Consider the following 17,097-nt stretch of genomic DNA (forward strand, 5'->3'; position numbering starts at 1 on the left):
GGACCGCGGCCTGCTCTCGCACTGGCCCGGGCGGGCGTCGTGACCTCATAGGAGCTTGACCCCAGCGCCCCGTCACTGTCTTGTCCGCCGCCCGTCCGGGCCCGTGGCATCGGGTTCGCACGAGAGAACGGCAGGACGAGCGTGGCCAGCACGGCGGAAGAGATCTACGGCGGTGTCGACACCCACGGCAGGACCCACCATGCCGCCGCCGTCGACGGGCTCGGCCGAGTCCTCGGCGACAGGGAGTTCCCGGCCACCAGAGCCGGCTACGCCCAGCTGATCGGCTGGCTCAAGTCCTTCGGGCCCGTCGCTCTGGTCGGCGTGGAAGGAACTGGCGCCTACGGCGCCGGGCTGGCCACGGCCCTGTCAGAGCACCGGGTGCAGGTAGTCGAGGTCGACCGGCCCCACCGCCGTGCTCGGCGACGGCAGGGCAAGTCTGATCCGCTCGACGCGCTGGCGGCAGCCCGGGCCGCGCTGTCCGGAGAGGCCAGCGGAGTGCCCAAGACCCACGGTGGGCCGGTCGAAGCGATCCGCGCCCTGCGCGTGGCACGACGCGGCGCGGTCAAGGCCCGCACGGCCGCGCTCAACCAGCTCCACGGCCTGCTCGTCACCGCTCCTGCCCCTTTGCGCGAGAGCCTGTCCGGGCTCTCGTCGATGATGCTGGTCCGTCGCTGCGCAGGATTTCGCATCGACGACTCTCGACTCGCCGACCCGACGATGGCGACCAAGGCAGCCCTCCGGGCGGTCGCTCGACGCGTCCAGGCGCTCCTGGAGGAGGTGGCCGCCGCGGACCGTCAGCTGCGGCCGCTGACCCAGCGCACCGCGCCGCGGACCACTGGGCTGCTGGGCATCAGCACTGAGATCGCCGGCCAGCTGCTGGTCACCGCTGGCGACAACCCGGACCGGCTGCGCAGCGAGGCCGCGTTCGCACACCTGTGTGGGGCCGCCCCGATCCCGGCGAGCTCCGGGCGTCGCGATCGCCACCGTCTCAACCGAGGTGGCGACCGGGCGGCGAACGCGGCCCTGCACATGGCGCTGGTGACCCGCCTGCGCTACCACGAACCCCACCCGGGCCTACGTCGCGCGACGCACCGCTCAAGGTCTGTCCAAGAAGGACATCATGCGGTGTCTGAAGCGCTTCCTCGTCCGCGAGGTCCACGCGGCCGTCCTCGCCGACTTCTCCGCATCCCGCGCCCTTGACAGTGCATAGGAGCATCTGGCTGCTCGAACGCCGCCGCCGCGCCGAACGAGCCCTCACCACGCGCCACCTGCTACCTGCTCGGGGTCTCCACCCGCCGAATGGAAAAGCTCGTCGAGTCCCTCGGGATCACCCGGCTGTCGAGGTCGCAGGTCTCGACCATGGCCCAGGAGCTGGACGCCCAGGTCGAGGAGTTCCGGTCCCGCCCGCTCGATCAGGGCCCCTACACCTTTGTCGCCGCGGACGCCCTGGTGCTCAAGGTCCGTGAGGGCGGGCGGGTGGTCAACGTGCACGCCCTGCTCGCCACGGGTGTGAACGCCGATGGGCATCGAGAGATCCTCGGGCTGCAGGTCACCTCCGCCGAGGACGGCGCCGGCTGGCTCGGGTTCTTCCGCGACCTCACCGCCCGAGGGCTCAGTGGTGTCCGGCTGGTCACCTCCGACGCCCACGCCGGCCTGGTCGCCGCGATCGGGGCGACCCTGCCCGGGACCGCCTGGCAGCGGTCATCCGTCAACATCAGCAGCGGCGGGAAGTTCCCGCTGGTCCACCTCCACCACCGGGAGAGGACCTTGGCAGCGTGACCCTTGAGGTCCAGCGGCAGACTCGTCCCTCCCGGTGGTGGTCGTTCCTCGATCGGCCAGTGGGAGTCGTGCCACGAGCACCTGGATGAGCGCCCGAAGGGGATCGGCCCGGAGCGGACCCGTCACCCGAAGGGGCACGTCTTGTCCGATCGAGACAACTCGCGGGACTGGCCGGCGTTCGCCGGCGTCGACTGGGGCGGCAGCGAACACCAACTCTGCGTCCTCGACGCCACTGGAACGCGGCTGACCCAGCAGCGCGTCACACACGACGTCGCCGGGCTGACCGAGCTCGACACCGCGCTCGCCCAGCACGGGAGGGCTTTGCCGATCGCCGTCGAGCGCGCCGAGGGGCTGCTCGTCGAGCATCTGCAGGCCCGCGGCCACACCGTGTTTCCGGTGTCCCCGCGCATCGCCGCCCGGGCGCGGGAGCGCTACCGGGTCGCCGCGGTCAAAGACGACCGGTTCGACGCGTTCGTGCTGGCCGACACGCTGCGCCACGAGCACCCGCACTGGCGGGCCTTGACCCCGCCCTCGCCGCTGCTGGCCGAGATCAAAGCGTTGACCCGCGACCGGGACCGTCTCCAGCAGACCCAGCAGGCCACCGAGTCCCAGCTGCGGGCGATCCTCGAGGCCTACCACCCCGCGCCCGCGCGGCTGTTCTCCTCGGTCGACCGGCAGATCACCTTGCACTTCGTGCTCGACTACCCGACCCCGGCGGCGGCGTCACGGATCAAGACCACCCGGATGAACGGGTTCCTGAGCCGCCACCGCTATACCGGCCGGGTTCCCGGCCAGGTCCTCGCCGAGCGGCTGCGCGAGAACCTGCTCGCTGCCTCGACCGGCACTGTCGCGGGCAAGTCCTACTCCGCCCAGTCCTTCGCCCGGCTGCTGCAGTTGCTCAACACCCAACTCGCCGAGTACGACGACGCCATCGCCGCCGCGGTCACCGAGCACCCCGACATGCCAATCTTCGCCAGCTTCCCCGGCGTCGGGCCAGTCCTCACCGGAACGCTGCTCGCCGAGATCGGTGAGGACCGCGCCCGGTTCCCGACGCCGGCGACGTTGCTCGCCGAGTCCGGGCTGGCTCCGGTCACCCGCGCCTCCGGCCGATCGCGCAAGGTCCGCTTCCGCTACGCGGCCAACACGATCCTGCGCGAGGCCGCGATGTGGTGGGCCTACAACTCGATGAAGGAAGCACCCTGGGCCAAGGCGGCGTTCCGCGACGCTCGTGACCAGCGCGGCCAGCACTACCACCGCGCACTTCGCGGCCTCGCCGCCCGCTGGATGCGCGTGCTCTGGACCTGCTGGAGCACTCACACCCCCTACGACCCGAAACGCCACACCACCGCCCAGGCCGCACTCACCACAGGCTGACCAGCGCCCTTCTTCAGCCGCCGGCGAGCAGGCCGCGCGGCCGCCAATGCTGCGCCGATCCAGAAGATCGAATAGCTCGCAGGTTGACAGTGGAAGTCTGCAGGACGCACTATGCGGCCAACCTGATGGCCGCGACCCCGAAGGCGTCCTGGCCGTGGGTGCGGGCGCTGCTGCACTCGGTCTACGACCAGCCCGACGCCGTCTCGGTGCACGCCCAGTTCGACCGCGTCCTCGACGCCGTCGCCGACAAGTTGCCGAATGTGGCCGAGCACCTCGACGACGCCCGCGCCGACGTCCTGGCGTTCGCGAGCTTCCCGAAGGAGCTCTGGCGCCAGATCTGGTCGAACAACCCCTCCGAGCGGCTGAACAGGGAGACCCGGCGCCGCACCGACGTGGTTGGGATCTTCCCGTGACAGCGGCCAGTCCAAACTCCCCGTAGGCGGCCATTTACCGCCCCACTGATGGCCAGCGATCTCCCCGCTGGCGGCCAGATATCTCCCCGGTGATCAAGCATCCGATGCCGGTGGTGAGGGTCTGCCGGTGAAGCGAGACGAGGAGATCATGGAGATCCTGGAGGCGTTCGACCTCACGGGCAGTTACCGCGCCGCCGCGGAGTTGGCCGGTTGTGATCACCACACCGTCGCCCGCTATGTGGCGCTGCGGGAGGCCGGTCAACCCCCGGTCGCTCGCGAGCACCGGGCACGACCGATCGATGAGTACCTGGACAAGATCGAAGAACTGGTGGTGCGCTCCGACGGGCGGGTGCGCGCCGACGTGGTGCACGAGCGGCTGCTCGCGATGGGCTTCACCGGCGGGGAGCGCACCACCCGCCGCACCGTCGCGCAGGTGAAGGCCCGGCTGCGGGCCGGGCAGCGGCGGGTGTTTCGGCCGTGGGTGGTCGAGCCGGGGCTGTGGCTGCAGTGGGACTGGGGCGAGGGCCCCCGCGTTGCCGGGCGCCGCACGAATCTGTGGTGCGCGTGGCTGGCCTGGTCGCGGTTCCGGGTCGTGCTCGCGGTCTTCGACCGCACCCTGCCCACGATCGTGGCCTGCATCGACACCACGCTGCGCCGGCTGGGCGGGGTGCCGACCTACGCGCTGACCGACAACGAACGCACCGTGTCGGTCGATCATGTCGCGGGGATCGCGGTGCGCCACCCGGAGATCGTCGCGGTCGGGCGGCACTACGGGATGACGATCCGCACCTGCGTGCCGGCGGACCCGCAGTCCAAGGGCGGGTCCGAAGCGACGGTGCGGATCTCCAAGGCCGACCTCGTCCCGACCGCGGCGAACCTGCTCGAGGAGTACCGCACCTTCGCTCAGCTTGAGACGGCGTGTCGAAGCTTCTGCGAGCAGGTCAACGCGCGGCCGCATCGGGAGACCCGCCGCCCGCCGGTCGAGGCGTTGGCCGAGGAACGCACCCGGCTGCATCCGTTGCCCGATCGGCCGTTCACCGTCGCGTTCGGCACGACCCGGCGGGTGAACTGGGACGCCACCGTCTCGGTCGACGGGGTGCGCTACTCGGTGCCGCATCAGCTGGTCGACACTCGAGTCTGGGTCCGGTTCCACGGCGACGACCTGGTCATCACCGCCGTCGATGCCCCGTTGGAGGGGCACGGACCCGGCAGCGGCCCCACAGAGGTCGCCCGCCATGCCCGCTCGACGCCGGGCACGCCCTCGATCCGCGACGAGCATTACCCGCCACCCACCACGGCCGCGAACGCCGCCGGAGAACGCACCCCACGCGCGGGCAGTGCCGCGGAGGCCGAGTTCCTGGCGCTCGGCCCGGGCGCAGCGTCCTGGCTGGTCGAGGCGGCCGGGGCGGGTGCGCGCGGGGTGCGCCGGAAGATGGCCGAAGCGGTCGCGCTGGCGAAGCTGCACCCACCCGGCGAGGTCGACCGCGCGCTGGGCACGGCCGCGGTCGCGGGCCGGTTCGCCGAGAACGACGTCCTGCGCATCCTCGCCCACCAAGCCGGCCGCAACGTCAACAAGCCCACCATCCGCGCCAGCGAGGACCACAGCTTGCAACCCGGCACTTCCGCCTGGTCCGGCTTCGGCATCACCCCACCACCCGAAACCGACCCGTCAGGGCTCGACCCGGCAGGGCTCGACCCGGCAGGGCCGTCATGAACGCGGCCACCGGATCAGTGCCGGCATCGGGCGGGGACCCGCTCGCCGAGGCCGTCGCGCTGACGCGGCGGTTGAAGCTGCCCCACATCCGCCGCCACCTCGTCGAACTCGTGCCCACCGCGCGAGCACAACGCTGGGACCATGCCGAGCTCGTCCGGGTGCTGCTGGCCGAGGAAGCCGCCGGCCGCGACGCGACGAACCTGCGCACCCGCCGCCAACGAGCTGGGTTCCCCGCCGGCAAGACGTTGCACGACTGGGACGCGGGCGCGTCCTGCATCCCGCGCCCCACCCAAGACGCCCTCACCTCGCTGGAGTGGGTCAGCCGGCGGGAGAACCTCTGCGTCTGCGGGCCGTCCGGGACCGGGAAGTCCCACTTCTGCGAAGCCCTCGGTCAGGCCGCGGTCGAGACGGGGATGACCGTGGCCTGGTTCACCATCGAAGACCTCGGCGCCCTCGTGCGTCGTCACCGCGCCGACGACTCGATCACCCGCGCACTCGCGAGACTGATCCGCACGGACCTGATCATCGTCGACGACATCGGGCTCCTGCCGGTCAGCCCGGACGCCGCGGAAGGGTTCTACCGGCTCGTCGATGCCGCCTACGAACGCCGCTCCCTGGCCATCTCCAGCAACCTGCACCCGTCAGGATTCGACGAGATCATGCCCAAGACCCTGGCCACCGCCACGGTCGACCGGCTCCTGCACCACGCCCACATCGTCGTCACCGACGGTGACAGCTACCGGCTCGCACAAGCCACCGCCGGCAAGGGGGTGAGCCCGTTGAGCTGACCACGCACGACCGAGGCGGGGAAATATCTGGCCGCCGTCGGGGAGAAGTATCTGGCCACCAGTGGGGAGAACTACTGGCCGCCAGCGGGGAGATCAAGCTGGCCGTTGACACGACAGGTAACGGGCGAGCAAGCCTGGCCGGCGCCTCGGAGATCATGGCTGCAGACCTGATCTCCTGCCGAGATCAAACAAGTTGGTAACGGGGGGCTACTCGCCGCGGGTCCTGATGATGTGGCCCAACGCCCGGATCTCGGTCATGGACGGCGAGCCGGCCGCCACCGTACTCGACACGGTCGGGCCGGGCGCGGGCAACGCAGACACGGCGGCGCAGGAGGAGCTCAAGGAACGGATTCGCGCCCCGTACGAGAACCCCGGGGCACCCCTACGACTCCACCGCACCGGCCAGGGGACAACGGCATGATCGACGCCGCCGACACCCGCAGGGTCTTGCCGACTGGGCTGAGGAGGACGCGGAGCTGCCGTGGACGCGGCTGGGACGCGCCCGCGGCGAGACCTTCGACCCCTACGGCACCGGGTGCAGCGGACCGCCCACGCTAGATGGTGGCTACACCTGTCCGGCCAGTGTCCGTTTGACGTCCTCGACCACAGCTGGAGGTGCGGTGGCGGCCGATCCGGCGGAGAACGGCGGTTGGGGGTCGTACTCGATGATCAGCTGGACGGCTTGTGCGCCGTCCTCACCAGCGAGGCGGCTTGCGAGCGTGAGTGCGGCGTCGATACCGGCCGACACGCCCGCACCGATCACGTACTTGCCGTCGACGACGACTCGCTCGTCAGTCGGGATGACACCGAACTCTGCCAGCTGGTCAAGCGCCAGCCAGTACGTTGTTGCTCGTCGGCCCTTGAGGATGCCCGCGGCGGCAAGGATGAGGGAGCCGGTGCAGACAGACATCGTCCAGGTCGTGGTCTGGTCGACTGCTCGCAGCCATTCATGCAGCTTCCCGTCGGACATCTGGTCTAGCTGACCGGGGCCGCCACCGATGACGACGACATCAGGGCTGGTGACCTCGTCCAGGCAGGACACCGCGTTCAGTGAGAGGCTGCCGAGATCGTTGGTGACGAGTCCGGGCTCTTCGGCGACGAAGACAACCTCTGTTCCGGGCAGTCGGGCCAACACCTCGTATGGTCCGACGATGTCGAGTGCGGTATACCCGGGATACAGAACAATTGCGATCTGCATAATCACGTTCCTCTGAGGATGGTAGTGGTCGCGAGAGCCCACCATTGCGAATGTGGGCAGGTACCTTCGTGGGGGAACTGTCGAAGCCGTCGACGGCACGCTGACCAGCTGTAGCGCTGCCCTATGCGTCCGCGTCGGCCAGCACGACGGTCAGGTTCGTAATCCCCGGTTGCTCGCTCTGATCGCGAGCCAGCGGCCGCTGGTCCCGGTGCCGGCCGGGGGTGGCAGTTCGGCAGCTCACGCGGCCCGGGGACCGACGCGCGACGTTCAGGCCGGGGCCCTGTCGCCCGCCCCGGTCAAGGGTTCAGTCCATGCTGTAGGAGAACCTCCACTCTGGCGTGAGGGTAGACACTAACCGATACAGGTCGATGTGTCGATAAATAACGACATATGAGTGTCGGCGTGTCGGGCCAATTAGGTCACAGTGGCCTGCGTGTTCGGCGCCTATGCAAGATCGAACTATCGGACTGTGACCGATGGGCGCCGGCGGTCGACATCCGCACCGAGTGCGCGACCAGACCGCCTGCGGCGCGTTCAATCTGTGGGCAACCCGCCGAGTCGACAGCGTCTTGCCCTGGGCGCGTCGAGGGCGGGGGAGTCGATCGTGCTGAAGGCCAGTTCCGGGCCAGCTGCTGATGCCGCCGTGGAACACGCCACGGCACACGACCCATGACGCCGTCCCAACCGGTTGTCGCGCCTTCACCCCGGTCGAGCTCCCACCGGCTATTCGCTGACCCGCCCCGACCAGGCGGACCTGGCGCGGGACAAGGCGCCCGACCCGGGCTGCGCGACCGACGAGCTGCTGCGCTGCCTCACGTGCAGGTCGACGGCGGCCGGCGGCCGCCGGGGATGTCGAGTGGCGCGGGAGCGTCGGCATCGGGTCCTGGTCGCGATCCTGCTCGGCTGCCGCTCTGAGCACACCTTGCTCGGCATGCGGCGGTGGGATGCCGTCATCGCGAGCTCTCTATCGAACCCCGAACGGCAGGTCGTCGGCGACGAGCAGCGCCCGGAGCAGCGGAGTGGACAGCGGACGATCGACGACGATCGCGGCTTGCTCGCCCCTGTGACGAAGGTCAGCGACACGCCGCGGTGGTGCCACCGCGCTGATCAAGCAACAGGCGGCAGCCACCTCGACGCACTGGTCGCACGCTGCACGCACCGCTCCGATCGCAACGAACCAGCCCCGCGGCGCCGGTCCCCGACGAGCCGCGCGACGGTTGCGGTCCGATCGCACGCGAGCCGCAGCTGCGACTGCTCGCAGCGGGCGTGCAGATCGGTCGCCGCCGCAGCCGACCTCACGGCCGTGACCGCCACCGAAACCGCGCTCAGCACAGCGGTATCCTGGCTCGCCGCGACGGTGGCCGCGGCCAGCACCTCCACGCACCGGACGAGATGCGCCCGCCGCACGACCTCCTCGACCAGCGGCTCCACGCCCTCAGCGAGACGACGGACCGACATGCCGTCGAACCGGGCGCGGGCTGTCGGCCGCGTGAGGTCCGGCCCCGGTTCGCGAACCGCCGACGCCGGTCTGTCGACGGCCAGGAGCGTGACTTTGTCCTCCGCGGTCCGGGCGACGACGAGCCAGCGGTCCGCGTCGATTCCGTGCAGGACGTTCGTGACTTCGCCGTGCACAACGGTGTCCCACTCACCGTCGCCCTCGACCCGGCCTCCGAAGGCAACCGCGACCACGCTGTCGCCGGTGGCGATCTCGGTGAGCAGACCACGCTCGCCGAGCGCGATCGCGACCAACGGAGCGATGATCGCCGTGGACAGGAACGGAACCGGCGCCGGAATCCGCGACAGTGCCCACGCCACGGAGAGACTACGGCTGAGGCTCGCCCCCTGCCCCCCGCATTCCGTCGGCACGAGCAGTCCGCTGATCCCGTGGCCGCACAGGGCGTCCCAGGCGTCGCGAACCGCGAACGCGTTGACGCCGGGGGCGTCCGACTCCTCGGCCGGGGACCACAAGGCCGGCAGGTGCGTGAGGAGCGCGTCGATGATGTCGAACTCGGCCGGGTCGGCCGACGGGAACGGGCGCAGGTCGTCGTTCTTCATGGTCACCTCTCGGCGGTCGTCGACGATCACGTCGGCGGGAACGGGTGCGAGATGTATTTCGTCTCCAGGTACTCCTGCATTCCGACGTCGCTGCCCTCGCGTCCGAGGCCCGACTGCTTCATCCCGCCGAACGGAGCGGACGCGTCGGACACGAGGCCACGGTTGAGCCCAACCATGCCGCACTCGAGGGCATGGGCGGCTCGCGTGAGCCGCGCCGCGTCCCGCGACCAGGCGAACCCGACGAGACCCGCGTCCGTGTCCGATGCGAGCTGCAACGCTTCCTCCTCGGAGTCGACGACGCGGACGGGCGCGACCGGCGCGAAGACCTCTTCACGCCAGACCGCCGAATCCGTGCACACGTCGGTCAGGAGGACCGGCCGCAGGAACGCTGTCCCGGGCTCGGGATCGTCGGACAGGACCGGTGTCGCGCCGTCGGCGATCGCGTCCCGGACGAGCCCGGCCGCGCGGTCGCGTTGTCTGGTGTTGATCATCGGGCCGAGGGTCGTCGCCGGATCGGCACCGTGCCCAACGACCTGGGCCCGCAGCCGGTCGGCGAACGCCGCGACGAACTCGTCGGCGACACGGCGATCAACGATGAACCGGTTCGCTGCGACGCAGCTCTGTCCGCCGTTGCGGAGCTTGGCGACGACCGCGCCTTCGACCGCGGCGTCGAGGTCCGCGTCGGCGAAGACGACGAACGGGGCGTTGCCGCCCAGTTCCATCGAGGTCCGCAGCACGCCGTTCGCCGAGGCCGCGAGCAGGCGGCGGCCGACCTCGGTGGAGCCGGTGAAGGAGAGCTTCCGAATGCGATGGTCGTCGAGCATGCGGGCCACGACCTGCCCCGGCCGCGACGTCGTGAGCACGTTGACCACCCCCGGCGGCACGCCGACCTCGACGAGGAGGTTGGCGAACAGGAGGGCGGTGAGGGGTGTCTCCTCGGCCGGTTTGACGACGACCGTGCACCCCGCGGCGAGGGCAGGCGCGATCTTGCGGGTCAGCATCGCCAGTGGGAAGTTCCACGGGGTGATCAGCAACGACGGCCCGACCGGCTGCCTGATCGTCGTGTGGAACGCCGCGCCGTCGGGGGCGGTCCGCGTCGTTCCCGTGGCGCGCACCGCCTCCTCGGCGTACCAGCGGAGGAACTCTCCGCCGTATGCCACCTCCGCCCGCGACTCCGCGAGCGGCTTGCCCATCTCGCTCGTGATCACCGACGCGAACGCGCCGGCCCGGGCCATCAGGAGGTCGTAGGCCGCACGCAACAGCTCCCCCCTGTACCGCGGCGCGGTCCTCGACCAGCTGTCGAAGGCCGTCGCCGCGGCGTCGACGGCGTCGACCGCGTCCTCCGGGGCGGCGTCGGCGATCTCGGCGAGGGTCGCCCCGGTCGCGGGGTCCGTCACGACCAGCGGCGCGCCCTCTGTCCGCGGATCGCGCCAATCACCCGCGATCAGCAGCTGCGTCGGCGCGGCGCCCACGGCCGGCGCCAGGAGGGCCGTCGTGTTCATGCCCGCGGCTCCGGGGCCTTCGGGGCGGCGTCCACCGCGACCGGTGTCGTCGGCACCGTCCGCGCCTCGGCGTAGGCGGCACGCAGGTAGGCGTTGTCGTTGCTGCCGCATTCGCCACAGATCGGAGCGTGGCCGGGGGTCGCCGGGTTCCGATCCATCTCCTGGGCGATGTAGGACCGTTCGCACGAGGCGCACTCCACCCGTGCCTCCCACGGGTCGTCGACCTCGAAGCGGGGATCGTGGGGGCGGATCAGCCGGACGTGGCGCTCCCCAGTGAGGTACCGGCCGATCGCGTAGAGGACGCCCGCGATCACGAAGGCGAACGGTGGTGCCCATGTCGCCCCGAACGATCCGCCGGCCTCGACCATGACGATCCCGGTCATCGATGCGACGAGCCACGAGCCGAGACCGACGACGTTGAACGCGGGGACCCGTCCGGGACGGAACTCGAACTCCTCGGAGGGGCGACGGTCACGCCGCGCGAATGCGAGATAGACGAGCGCGATCGCAACCCAGGCAACGACGACGACACCCTGCCACTGGAGCGCCTTCAGCAGGTAGGAGATGGCGTTCGTCAGCATCAGCGCGAAGACCGCGACACCTGCCAGGACCACCCAGACCCGGCGCGGGAGCCTGATGCGGAACACGCGGGCGAAGAAGCTCTCTGCGTTGATACTCGCCAGGTAGTAGTTGGCCGTGTTGATCCTGGTCTGGCTGACCCAGACCAGCGCGACGCCGAAGATTCCGGTGAGGCCGACGATCGCCTGCACCGCAGAGAGCTCGGTCAGGGTCGTGCCAGCGGTGAGGCTGTGCGCGAGGAAGATGCCGACGACCGCGTTCACGCCCAGGGTCAGTGTGTAGAACAGCGGGCCGAAGGTGAGCCACTTGTGGAAGGTGGCGTCGGCGGTCTTTGCGAGCCGGGCATAATCCCACGTGAAGGGCTTCATGATCCACACGCCCATGTAGACCGAGAAGGCGAAGACCCAGCCGGGCGCATAGAAGTTCGCCTGCGGGTCAACGGGGCCGGCGGTGAGCCAGTCGTTGCTGTAACCGTTGACGACGATCGTCCAGACGACGGCGACGGTGAGGCCGATGTAGTAGAACGGCAGCAGGACGCCGTTCAGTTTGTCGAGCCAGGTGCGCACGCCGCCGATGACGATCGGAATGCTGTACGCGGCGACGATCAGGTACCAGATCTGAATGTTGCCCCACCCCGTGTACTGGTGGAACACCTCGGCGACGACGGAGCCTTCGAAAACTGCGTAGTAGAGCGCCGTCGCTCCGACGATCAATGGTGCTACCGCGGCTCCGAGATAGCCGAACAAGGCGCGCGAGAACAGTGCACTCGATATTCCGGTACGTGCCGCGTGCCTGCCGAGGAGCGTGCCGAACACGCTGTACGCGATGATCGACAGTCCCAGGCCGATCAGGGTGTCTCGCGTTCCGACGGCGAGCGACACCGTCGCCCCGACGATCAGCCAGAACATGGCGCTCGCGAACGCGTACCACGCCATCAGCAGCGATACCCGTCCTGACCTCCAAGTCCTCGGGGCGACGTGGAGCGCGTAATCCTCTGTTCCCGCGCTCCTGACCACGCGCGGGTCGTCCTCGTACGACACCCGAAGTGGCGCCAAGGAACCTGTTCTATCTTCCCCACTCATGATATGCCTCCGAGGATCTGTCGGCGAGATGGCCGGTATTGCGCATCCGCGGCGGGTCGTTTCGTATGTCGCGACCCTCGAGCCGCACGGAGCGGTAGATTATTTGCATGCCCGTGGGGGCGGTTCAAGCAGAGTTTTCGACAATCCGCGGCGCCTGTTCTGGAGTACTGACAGGCGCCGCCGGTCGCAGTTCCTGTGGGTCCTCCAATCAGGCGGCGGCCCGTTTGGATATCGGATGACGGCTGGGCCGCCAGGTCCTTGCCGGTGCTCCGAACGGCCGCCGGACCGGGCCGCATACGCAGCGCCGGCTCCTCGCGTGTGAGGGTTGGGGGCCGCCGGGCACCGGAGCCGGCGAGGGGGTCCGGAGCGACGACAAGTCGGGGGCTCGCGTCTCTCACTAGTTCCTATTGCTCTCGTCGGACCGGCTGAGCCAGATTGACAGGGCCGCGGGGCCGACGCCCCGCCGCACTGACACGACGAGTCAGGAGGAGGTGCACCGTGGGACAACGCGTTGCCGTCGACGTCGGGGGCACCTTCACCGACGTCTGCGTCGTCGGTGGTGACGACGGCCTCGTCGTCGCGAAGGTCCCGACCACGGAGCACGCGGTCGAGGGTGTCCTGCACGGTCTCGGGGAGGCCGACGTGGACCTGGGCCGCGTCGAGTTCTTCTCCCACGGGACGACCGCCGCGACCAACGCCCTGCTCAACCGCCGTTTCCCGAAGGCGGCGCTGGTCACCACGCACGGGTTCCGGGACGTGCTCGAGATCGGGCGCGGCACGAAGAGCGACCTGTGGGACGCCTACGCCGACGTCGCCCCGCCCTACATCGCGCGCCGCGACCGGCTCGTCGTGACGGAGCGGATCGACGGCATGGGTCGGGTCATCACCCCGCTGGACGTGCGCGAGGCCGAGGCGGTGATCGAGACGCTGCGCCGCCGCGAGGTCGAGACGGTCGCGGTCTGCTTCCTCAACTCCTATGTCAACCCGGCCCACGAGCAGGAGATGGAGCGCCTGATCAGGGCAGCACTGCCGCACGTGGTCGTGTCGGTATCCAGCACCGTCCTGCCCGAGATCCAGGAGCACGAGCGCTTCTCGACCACCGTCGTGAACGCGCTGTTGTCGCCGCTGGTCAAGCAGTACACGACCGGTCTGGAGTACGAGCTCGGCCGGGCCGGATACCGGGGCAGGCTGCAGCTCCTGCACGGCGGTGGCGGTCTCATGTCGTCCCAGACCGCGGAGCGGTACGCCGGGCGCCTCGCCTCCTCCGGGGTCGCGGCGGGGGCGATCGCCGGCAAGCACATCGCGCTGGCCTGCGGCTTCGAGAACTCCATCGGCCTGGACATCGGCGGCACCAGTGCCGACATCTCGATCGTGTTCGACGGCGAGTCCCGGATCGTGCGCAACTGGCACGTCGACTACGGACACCCGATCTGCTTCCCGTCGCTGGAGGTGCTGACTATCGGCGCAGGCGGCGGCTCGCTGGCCTGGGTCGACGACGGTGGCGCCCTGCGTGTCGGCCCGCAGTCGGCGGGCGCCAACCCCGGACCAGCTTGCTACGGCCTCGGCGGTACGTCGGCGACCACCACCGACGCTCAGTTGGTACTGGGCCGGATCGGGACGTCGCTGGCCGGCGGGACGCGGATCCTCGATCCCGATGCGGCTGCACGGGCGGTCGGGCTGGTCGCGGCCGAGCTCGGCTGCTCCACCGAGGAGGCAGCCGTCGGGATCGTCCGTGTGACGTCGGCGAACATGGCCGACGCGCTGCGCATCATGTCGGTCCGGCGAGGACACGACCCGCGCGAGTTCGCGCTCGTCGCGTTCGGCGGGGCCGGGCCGCTGCACGCGGTGGAGCTCGCTCGCGAGCTGGGGATCCCCGAGATCGTAGTTCCGCCACACCCCGGTACGACCTCCGCCCTCGGGTGCCTGCTCGTCGACACCCGCCACGACCTCAGCACGATGTTCATCCGCGGTGTCGACTCCGCCGACCCTTTCGAGGTCGAGTCGGCGTTCCTCGAGCTCGAGGCGTCGTCACGGGACAGCCTGGTGGACGACCACGTCGCACCCGAACGAATGAGCCTGCAGCGCTTCGTGGAGATGCGCTACCGCGGGCAGTACCGGTCGCTGTCGATCCCGGTCGACGGACCGGTGCGCGGCCTGGACGGGCTCACCGCCAAGTTCCACACCCAGCACCACCGCGAGTTCGGGTTCAGCCAGCCCGAGGCTGAGGTCGAGCTGTACCAGCTCTCCGTCTCCGCGCTCGGCGTGATCGACAAGCCCGAGGTACGCCCCGGCAGCTGGGGTTCCCCACCGCTCACGCCTGCGACCCACCGGCGGGTCCGGTCGGTCGAGACGGGCAGCTGGATCGACACCCCCGTGTTCGACCGGACGGATCTCTTCCCAGGGGCTCGTATCGACGGGCCCGCACTGGTCTCACAGTCGGATTCGACGACCCTGCTCCCGCCCGGGGCCGGCGCCGTCGTCGACGACATGCTGAACCTGCGCGTCACCCCGCGCCAGGAGGTGTCGGCCCGATGACCGCTTCCGAGCCGGCAATCGCCAAGCCCGCGGCGGTCGCCCCGTCCGACGGTCCCGTGCTCGACCCCATCACGAGTGAGGTGCTGCGCAACGCCTTCGTGACCGCCGTCGACCTGATGGCCGAACAGCTGCTGCGGACCTCGCACTCGTTCGTCATCCACGCGCGCGACTTCTCCGGGGCCCTCAGCGACGCCAACGGCGATACCGTCGCGCAGGGCAGCCAGGACGTGGCCGTCCAGGTCGGGACACTGCACTTCTCCGCGAAGGCCGTGCTCGACGCGTTCCCCGGTGACATCTGCGACGGCGACGTGTTCGTCCTCAATGACCCCTACGCCGGCGGCACCCACTTCAACGACGTCCGCGTCCTCCGCCCGATCTTCGACGACGGCGTCCTGATCGCCATGGCCCAGAGCAACGGGCACTGGGCCGACGTCGGCGGGTCGGCCCCGGGGTCGTTCGACACGACCGCGGTCGAACACTTCGGCGAAGGACTCCGGATCACACCGGTCCGCGTGTGGCACCGCGGCAGGTACCTCGCCGACGTGGCTCGGCTCATCGCCTCGAACACCCGGGCACCCGAGGATGCCGAGGGCGACCTGCTGTCCCAGGCCGAAGCCACACGGGTCTGCGAGCGCGAGGTCCTGCGGCTCACGGCCAAGTACGGCAGGGAGGCCGTCCTCGCCGCGTTCGAGGAGTCGCAGGCCTACGTCGAGCGCGTCGTCCGCCGCCGCGTCGGTGCGCTCCCGGACGGCTACTGGGAGGCGGAGGACTACATCGATGTCGACCCGAACCAGGGCGACGGGCTCGTCCCGATCCGCGTCGGGATGCACATCGCGGGCGACGCGATCCGATACGACCTCAGTGGCTCCCACCCAGCCATCGGCAGCTTCCTGAACTCGGCCTTCGGCGGGACGTTCTCCGCCATCGTCGCCGGCACCAAGACGTTCTTCCCCGACGTCCCGCTGAACTCCGGCTTCTACCGGCCGTTGCTCGTCGACTTCGGGCCACCGGGGACCGTGGTGAACGCGTCGTGGCCCACTGCGGTCACCGGGTTCTACGCCGGCCCCTACGAGAAGATCGTCAGCGCGATCTTCCAGATCTGGTCGGAGATCGTCCCGCAGCGGGCGATCAGCACGTCCTTCAACCTCGAGTACCTCCTGCTCGGCGGCCGCGACGTGCGCCGGGGCAGGCAGGGCCGGTTCATGTACTACGACTGGATGGCCGGCGGGTGGGGCGGCCGCAACGGCAAGGACGGCTCGAACGCGACGGCCTCGATCTTCGGTGTCGGCCACGCCATCCAGTCGATCGAGATGCAGGAACGCTCCTCCCCGGTCCTTACCGGCCGGTGCGAGCTCCGGACCGACTCCGCCGGACCGGGCGAGTTCCGCGGCGGGCTCGGGCTGGTCAAGGAGGTGACGTTGACCGACGGCGACGGCGTCGTCCTGTCCTACTGCTCCGACCGGGCACGGTCGGTCATCACCGGCACCGGCGGCGGTCTACCGAGCTGCCCGCACGGCCTGTCCATCAACCCACGCTCGGCCGGGGCCCGCTACCTCGGCGCGCTCGCCTCACGCCTCACGATCGTCCCGGGGGACTCACTCGAGCGGCCGTCGGCCGGGGGCGGCGGGTTCGGCGACCCTTTGTGCCGCGACCCGGAGCGCGTGCTCGCCGACGTCGTCGACGACTACGTATCCGTAGACCGGGCCCGCAAGGACTACGGCGTCGTCGTCCGCAACGACCCCGAGGATCCGGACTCCTTCCAGGTCGACGACGTCGGCACCGCAGCCGAGCGGCGGCGCTTGCGCGGCCACCGCGTCGACGCGCTCCATGCCGATCCCGCCGCGGTCGCGGAGATGTACGTGAACGGCGAGCTCGATGAGTTCGACCTCGTCCGTCAGTTCGGCGTCATCCTCGACTGGGGCAGCGGCCGGCTGCTAGTCCGGACGACCGAGCAGTTCCGCGACATCTTCCAGCGCCGATGCGTGCGGTTCTGGCCCGCCTGAACCGACTCCTCCTCGCGCTGCGTTCCGCGCCGCCGACCCTTCCCGCGAACTTACGATCCGAAACCGAACGAGAGG

The 17,097-nt window shown here is 70.1% G+C and carries 10 protein-coding genes and 2 pseudogenes; 8 read left to right on the forward strand and 4 right to left on the reverse strand.

Features of this window, described 5'->3' with window-relative positions; translation table 11 throughout:
- Positions 1-141 precede the first annotated feature (141 nt).
- The 6 genes and pseudogenes from PSED_RS05830 (at position 142) to istB (ending at position 6,068) form a co-directional block, all read left to right on the forward strand.
- Complete coding sequence (locus PSED_RS05830) at positions 142-1,200, forward strand: IS110 family RNA-guided transposase (protein WP_202946351.1); 1,059 nt, start codon at positions 142-144, stop codon at positions 1,198-1,200.
- Between the two features lie 17 nt (positions 1,201-1,217).
- Positions 1,218-1,701 (forward strand): annotated as a pseudogene (locus PSED_RS05835) (IS256 family transposase); the annotation flags it as partial.
- A gap of 219 nt (positions 1,702-1,920) precedes the next feature.
- Positions 1,921-3,153: an IS110 family RNA-guided transposase gene (locus PSED_RS05840; protein WP_013673333.1), complete on the forward strand. Its 1,233-nt coding sequence runs from the start codon at positions 1,921-1,923 to the stop codon at positions 3,151-3,153.
- A 62-nt stretch (positions 3,154-3,215) separates the two neighbouring features.
- Positions 3,216-3,563 (forward strand): annotated as a pseudogene (locus PSED_RS05845) (transposase); the annotation flags it as partial.
- A 130-nt stretch (positions 3,564-3,693) separates the two neighbouring features.
- The gene (istA, locus tag PSED_RS05850; protein WP_013672252.1) at positions 3,694-5,280 is read left to right on the forward strand and encodes an IS21 family transposase; all 1,587 of its coding nucleotides are present in this window, start codon (positions 3,694-3,696) and stop codon (positions 5,278-5,280) included.
- Positions 5,277-6,068, forward strand: coding sequence for an IS21-like element helper ATPase IstB (istB, locus tag PSED_RS05855; protein ID WP_013672251.1), 792 nt, complete (start codon positions 5,277-5,279; stop codon positions 6,066-6,068). Before istA ends, istB begins: the two co-directional genes overlap by 4 nt.
- Before the next feature lie 565 nt (positions 6,069-6,633).
- On the opposite strand, the gene PSED_RS05860 is transcribed toward istB, so the two are convergent.
- The 4 genes from PSED_RS05860 to PSED_RS05875 all read right to left on the reverse strand — a co-directional run bounded on the left by PSED_RS05860 (position 6,634) and on the right by PSED_RS05875 (position 12,442).
- Positions 6,634-7,266, reverse strand: a complete 633-nt coding sequence (locus PSED_RS05860; RefSeq protein WP_013673334.1) for a DJ-1/PfpI family protein — start codon at positions 7,264-7,266, stop codon at positions 6,634-6,636.
- 1,107 nt (positions 7,267-8,373) lie between these two features.
- Positions 8,374-9,321, reverse strand: a complete 948-nt coding sequence (locus tag PSED_RS05865) for an acyl-CoA dehydrogenase middle domain-containing protein (protein WP_013673335.1) — start codon at positions 9,319-9,321, stop codon at positions 8,374-8,376.
- 26 nt (positions 9,322-9,347) lie between these two features.
- Complete coding sequence (locus tag PSED_RS05870) at positions 9,348-10,823, reverse strand: NAD-dependent succinate-semialdehyde dehydrogenase (RefSeq protein WP_013673336.1); 1,476 nt, start codon at positions 10,821-10,823, stop codon at positions 9,348-9,350.
- Positions 10,820-12,442: a purine-cytosine permease family protein gene (locus PSED_RS05875; protein ID WP_202946352.1), complete on the reverse strand. Its 1,623-nt coding sequence runs from the start codon at positions 12,440-12,442 to the stop codon at positions 10,820-10,822. Before PSED_RS05875 ends, PSED_RS05870 begins: the two co-directional genes overlap by 4 nt.
- A 540-nt stretch (positions 12,443-12,982) precedes the next feature.
- Between PSED_RS05875 and PSED_RS05880 the strand changes: the two genes are divergently transcribed.
- The gene (locus PSED_RS05880) at positions 12,983-15,019 is read left to right on the forward strand and encodes a hydantoinase/oxoprolinase family protein (RefSeq protein WP_013673338.1); all 2,037 of its coding nucleotides are present in this window, start codon (positions 12,983-12,985) and stop codon (positions 15,017-15,019) included.
- Positions 15,016-17,022: a hydantoinase B/oxoprolinase family protein gene (locus tag PSED_RS05885; RefSeq protein WP_013673339.1), complete on the forward strand. Its 2,007-nt coding sequence runs from the start codon at positions 15,016-15,018 to the stop codon at positions 17,020-17,022. The genes PSED_RS05880 and PSED_RS05885 overlap by 4 nt, the downstream gene beginning before the upstream one ends.
- Positions 17,023-17,097 lie beyond the last annotated feature (75 nt).

This window comes from Pseudonocardia benzenivorans CB1190, from assembly GCF_000196675.2.
GTDB classification, from domain to species: Bacteria; Actinomycetota; Actinomycetes; order Mycobacteriales; family Pseudonocardiaceae; genus Pseudonocardia; species Pseudonocardia benzenivorans.

Bases quoted from the DNA above. Each gene is read 5' to 3' on its own strand.
- istB (WP_013672251.1), top strand. From the start codon at position 5,277: ATGAACGCGGCCACCGGATCAGTGCCGGCATCGGGCGGGGACCCGCTC.
- PSED_RS05860 (WP_013673334.1), bottom strand. From the start codon at position 7,266: ATGCAGATCGCAATTGTTCTGTATCCCGGGTATACCGCACTCGACATC.
- PSED_RS05865 (WP_013673335.1), bottom strand. From the start codon at position 9,321: ATGAAGAACGACGACCTGCGCCCGTTCCCGTCGGCCGACCCGGCCGAG.
- PSED_RS05870 (WP_013673336.1), bottom strand. From the start codon at position 10,823: ATGAACACGACGGCCCTCCTGGCGCCGGCCGTGGGCGCCGCGCCGACG.
- PSED_RS05885 (WP_013673339.1), top strand. From the start codon at position 15,016: ATGACCGCTTCCGAGCCGGCAATCGCCAAGCCCGCGGCGGTCGCCCCG.